This is a genomic window from Bacteroidota bacterium, from assembly GCA_034723125.1.
Classification (GTDB): Bacteria; Bacteroidota; Bacteroidia; order CAILMK01; family JAAYUY01; genus JAYEOP01.
Window position 1 is genome coordinate 1 of sequence record JAYEOP010000064.1, and the last position, 5254, is coordinate 5254.

The following is a 5254-nucleotide window of genomic DNA, read 5'->3' on the forward strand; positions in this document are numbered from 1 at the left end:
TATTATGTGTATTTTGTCGCTTTAATCTAATGTCATAAAGTAGTCATTTGATTGTCATTAAGTTACAAAACCTAATGACAGCTTGGCTAAATGACTATTAATGACAATTGAATGACTTTTACATTCACATCCATTATTAATTCAAAGCCCAAGTATAATAAATAATACAAAGTTTTCTTAGTGCCACTATTTATAGACCCCCCTAAAGACAATATTGAAAGTACAATTAGTATTACCCTAAAAATATTATTACATTCGCAAATTCAAATACACTGAATAAAAATGTTAAAAATGGAAATTACCAGAACATTTGATTTACTTGAGAGATATAAAAATAATTTTGCCAATAAAAAAGATGTATTGGCTACAAAGCAAAATGGGGAATGGATAAAATACACTACACAACAATACATTGATTATTCATATTATTCAGCTTATGGCTTACTTGCTTTGGGATTAAACAAAGGCGATAAAATAATTACTATTACAAATAATCGTCCTGAGTGGAATTTTGTTGATATGGGAATGTCAATGGCAGGAATAATCCATGTTCCTGTTTTTACTTCATTGAGCAATGAAGAATACAAAAAGATAATAAAACATTCGGATGCAAGCCTTGTTATCGTTTCTGATAAAAAACTTTTCAATAAAATTAATACTATTGCCAAAGAAATTGAAGCAATAAAAGAAGTTTATACTTTCGATAAAATTGAAGGAGCAAAAAATTATCAGGAAATAATTGAATTGGGTAAAAAAAGTAAGAGCTACTATCAAGAGGAAGTTGAAAAAATAAAATCAGAAATAACAACTGAAGATTTTGCTACTTTAATTTACACTTCAGGTACAACAGGCACATCAAAAGGGGTAATGCTTTCGCATAAAAACCTTGTAAGGAATTTTTTGGCTGCTGCCGGTATTTTTACAATGAAAGCCGATGAGAAATATCTTAGCATTTTACCTCTTTGTCATGTTGGAGGCAGAATGGGAAATTACCAAACACAGTACAGTGGCACAAGTATTTATTATGCTGAAAATATGGGGACAATGGCAGCAAATATGAAGGAAATTCAGCCTCATGGATTTGACACTGTACCACGAATTTTAGAAAAAGTTTTTGACAATGTTATTGCAAAAGGAAAAAAATTAAAAGGGTTTAAAAAATCACTTTTCTTTTGGGCTGTTGATTTAGGTTTAAAATTTAAGATTAAAAGTGAAAGGAGTTTTGTTTACAACATAAAATTGAAAATTGCCGACAAACTTATTTTTTCAAAATGGAGAGAAGCATTGGGAGGAAAAATTGAAAAAGTAGGTTGCGGAGGAGCAAGCTTACAACCACGCCTTGAAAGAGTTTTTTGGGCAGCAGGAATTAAAGTACTTAACATGTATGGGCTTACAGAAACTTCTCCGATAATTACAATCAACAGAAGTACAGAACCCGATTTAAAATTCGGTAGTGTTGGAGCTTTAATTGAAGGAGTTGAATTAAAAATATCTCATGACGGAGAAATACTTTGCAAAGGACATAATGTAATGCTCGGTTATTACAAAGACCCTGAACTTACCAAAAGTGTTTTTGATGATGAAGGATGGTTTCATACAGGAGACATCGGACACATAGACGATGATAATTTTTTATTTGTAACCGACCGTAAAAAAGAAATATTCAAACTTTCAAGTGGGAAATTCGTTGCACCGCAAATCATTGAAAACAAATTAAAAGAATCGGAAATTATTGAACAATCTATAGTTTTTGGTGAACATGAAAAATTTGCAAGTGCATTAATTTATCCTAATTTTTCTTATCTCAAAGACTGGTGTGTTACAAATAATCTTTCATGTAATTCTAATAACGAAATAATTCAATCACCACAGATTTTTGATTTTATCAACAAAGAAATAAAAAAAATAAATAATACCCTCAACGATTCAGAAAGAATAAAAAGATTTAAATTAGTATCTGATGAATGGACACCCGAAAGCGGTGAGCTATCTCCAACTCTTAAATTAAAAAGAAAATTTATTGAAAAAAAATACGAGAAAATTATCGAACAAATATTTGCAAAACAAACAATTTAATGCCCCCCCTTTAGTTTATCCAACTTTTCAAAAAGATTAAGTAAATGCAGTTAATAAAAGTAAATGATAAAAAGAGTAAAAAAGATTTTCTTGAAGTAGCAAGGATTATTTATAAAAATAACGACATTTGGGTTTGTCCTCTTGACAATGAAATTAATCCAATTTTTGATTCTGAAATAAATACATATTACAAACACGGAGAAGCTGAACGCTGGATATTAAAAGATGACAGTAATAATTTAATAGGACGAATTGCTGCATTTATTGATTTTAACACTGCACACATTCAAGACCAGCCCACAGGAGGAATGGGCTTTTTTGAGTGCATTAATGACAAAAAAGTTGCCCACTTCCTTTTTGATACTGCAAAAAAATGGCTTCAGGAAAAAGGAATGCAAGCTATGGACGGACCAATTAATTTTGGTGAAACAGACAAATACTGGGGTTTGCTGGTTGACGGATTTACACATCCGAGTTATGAAATTGCCTACAACCATGAATATTATCAAGAACTTTTTGAATCTTATGGATTTAAAACATATTACAAACAAGAAGGATTTCATCTTGACCTCACAAAAGAATTGCCGGAGCGATTTATGAAAATTGCAGAATGGGTATCCAAAAAACCTGAATACAAATTCGAACATTTAGATTGGAAAGAAAAAGAAAAATTTACAATTGATTTTGCAAAAGTTTTTAATGAAGCATGGGCATCATTTAAAGAAAATTTTGAACCGCTCAAAGCAGAATACATTAGAAAAACATTGCAAAAAGCAAAAGCAATTATTGATGAAGAATTTATTTGGATAGCTTTTAAAAATGAAGAACCTATTGCAATTTATTTGATGTATCCCGATATTAACATGATTCTAAAAAAGATGAACGGCAATTTAAATATTTGGAATAAATTAAAATTTCTTTATTTTAAAAAGATAAAAACCATAACACGTGCAAGAGGTGTACTCATGGGAGTAATTCCTAAATATCAAGGATTAGGAATTGAAGCCGCAATAATATTACAGCTCGCAAAAGTTTTTGAAAGAAAAACACATTACAAAGAAATTGAATTCTCTTGGGTTGGAGATTTTAACCCCAAGATGAGAAAAATATTTATGAGTGTGGGAAGCAAATCAGTGAAACATTATATCACTTACAGATACCTTTTTGACCAAAACGTTGAATTTAAAAGATATCCAATTCCGGAAGAATAAAAAATTAAATTATGAAATACGATACAATAATTATTGGTGGAGGACTTGGAGGTCTTACTGCCGGAGCAAAACTATCAAAATCTGAAAAAAAAGTATTATTAATTGAGCAACACAGCATTCCCGGTGGCTGTGCAACAACTTTTAAAAGAAAAGATTTTACCATGGAAGTGGGACTTCATGAAATGGACGGACTTCATAAAAAAGATATGAAATCAAAAATCTTTAGAGACCTTAAAGTTTTTGACAATGTAGAATTTTTGAAAGTACCTGAGTTTTATCGTTTTCTGAACAACAGAAAAGATATTGTAATTCCTCATGACCCTGATAAAGCAATAGAAATTCTTATAAAAAATTTCCCTAATGAAGAAAAAGGAATAAATGCATATTTTGAACAAATACTGAGCAAACCTAAGTCTAATGATAGCGAACTTACAGTAGGAGAATTTCTTGATTCAATAATAAAAGGCGAAGACCTCAAACTTGTATTGCTTGGTAACCTTGGCTATTTTCATGATGACCCATATTCTCTTTCTTTAAACTATTACAGCGTAGCACAAGGAAGTTATTTTGGCGGTGGTGGTGGAAATTTTATCAAAGGAGGCTCTCAACAACTTTCCAATTACCTTTCAGATTTTATAGAAAGCAATGATGGAAAAGTTATTTTTAATCACACAGCAACAGAAATTATTACAGAAAACAACAAAGCGGTTGGAGTAGTTTATCAAAATAATAAGACTAAAGAATTTACTAAAGTTTATGCTGATGACATAATTGTAAATGCTGCTATTCCTAATGTTGCAAAAATGCTTTTGCCAAAAGAAGAAGGTAATAAACTCAGTCAAGAAATTGAAAGTAAAACAATAGGAGCGTCATTGCTAACTGTCTATTTTGGATTTAAAAAGCCCTTAAAAGATATTGGCAACAAATATTATTCAACTTTTATTTATGATGATTCCGTAAAAAGCCAAAAAGATATTTTAACAAATAACAAAAGTGATTTTACAACTCGCAGTTTTACCTTTGTTGATTACAGCCAAATTAATTCGGCACTTGCTCCAAAAGGGAAAAGCGTAGGTGCTCTTTGCTGTATTGATTACACTTCCGATTGGGAACATCTTGAAAAGGAAGAATACAAGGAAAAGAAAGAAGAAGTTGCACAAATTTTTATTTATAGATTAGAAAAAATTATTCCGGGTATTAAAAATGCAATAGAATATTATGAAGTTGGAACTGCATTAACAGTGAAAAAATACACTTTAAATCCTGATGGTGCTGTTTATGGTTTTGCACAAACAACTGAAAATGTTAATGCAAAAAAAATAGAATCCATTGATAATTTACACTTTGCCTCGGCCTGGACAAAAACAGGAGGAGGGTTTTCAGGAGCAATATTTAGTGGTTATTTGTGTGCTTTTGATATTTTGAGGAATAGAAGATAAATAATTGCTTATTGGCGGTTAGTTACGGATTAGAAGCTTGACTTCCTACTGTTTTATTTATCACCGATTTTCACAGCAAACTTTTCAGCCATCATTAGTGTCTCTAAGAAAACTCTGCAAAATTAGATTCCTATCTTTTTGCGATATTTTTATCTTTCTCAACTCACTGATGCTAAGGCATCGCTTCGTCTCAAAAAATAAAAATCTCATCAAAAATCTTAGAAATCATAAAATTTGATAGTTTTCTTAGAGGCACTAATTAAATCCTAATTTTAGTATTTTTATTATTTTGAAAATTTCTTCAAAAATTGTTTATACCTCAATAATTTTATCCTAAAAATTTAATTGTGTCGTATTTATTAATAATGAATATTGACCACGTTCGCTGTAGCTTTAGCGGTTGCGAAACAAGGAATAAAGAATTTTGAAGTAAAAAGATAAAGCTGAGCAACTTTTGTGTTCATCTAAATTTCATTATTCATAATTCCTTGTTCGATATTCGATATTTTAAAACATTTGTTAATTATT

3 protein-coding genes are annotated in these 5254 nt (G+C 30.4%); all 3 read left to right on the forward strand.

Going from position 1 to position 5254, the window contains the following annotated elements:
* The first annotated feature begins 291 nt into the window (after positions 1-291).
* Genes U9R42_02075 through U9R42_02085 form a run of 3 tightly spaced genes read left to right on the forward strand, consistent with a single transcriptional unit; the run spans position 292 to position 4726 of the window.
* The gene (locus U9R42_02075; GenBank protein ID MEA3494801.1) at positions 292-2076 is read left to right on the forward strand and encodes a long-chain fatty acid--CoA ligase; all 1785 of its coding nucleotides are present in this window, start codon (positions 292-294) and stop codon (positions 2074-2076) included.
* A gap of 44 nt (positions 2077-2120) precedes the next feature.
* Positions 2121-3287: a GNAT family N-acetyltransferase gene (locus U9R42_02080; protein ID MEA3494802.1), complete on the forward strand. Its 1167-nt coding sequence runs from the start codon at positions 2121-2123 to the stop codon at positions 3285-3287.
* Positions 3288-3298: 11 nt separating this feature from the next.
* Positions 3299-4726 carry an FAD-dependent oxidoreductase gene (locus tag U9R42_02085; protein MEA3494803.1) on the forward strand — a complete coding sequence of 476 codons (1428 nt, stop codon included), beginning with the start codon at positions 3299-3301 and terminating at the stop codon, positions 4724-4726.
* Positions 4727-5254: the final 528 nt, after the last annotated feature.

Excerpts from the sequence above, each read along its gene's own strand:
- U9R42_02085 (MEA3494803.1), top strand. The coding sequence starts at position 3,299 with ATGAAATACGATACAATAATTATTGGTGGAGGACTTGGAGGTCTTACT.
- U9R42_02080 (MEA3494802.1), top strand. The coding sequence starts at position 2,121 with ATGCAGTTAATAAAAGTAAATGATAAAAAGAGTAAAAAAGATTTTCTT.
- U9R42_02075 (MEA3494801.1), top strand. The coding sequence starts at position 292 with ATGGAAATTACCAGAACATTTGATTTACTTGAGAGATATAAAAATAAT.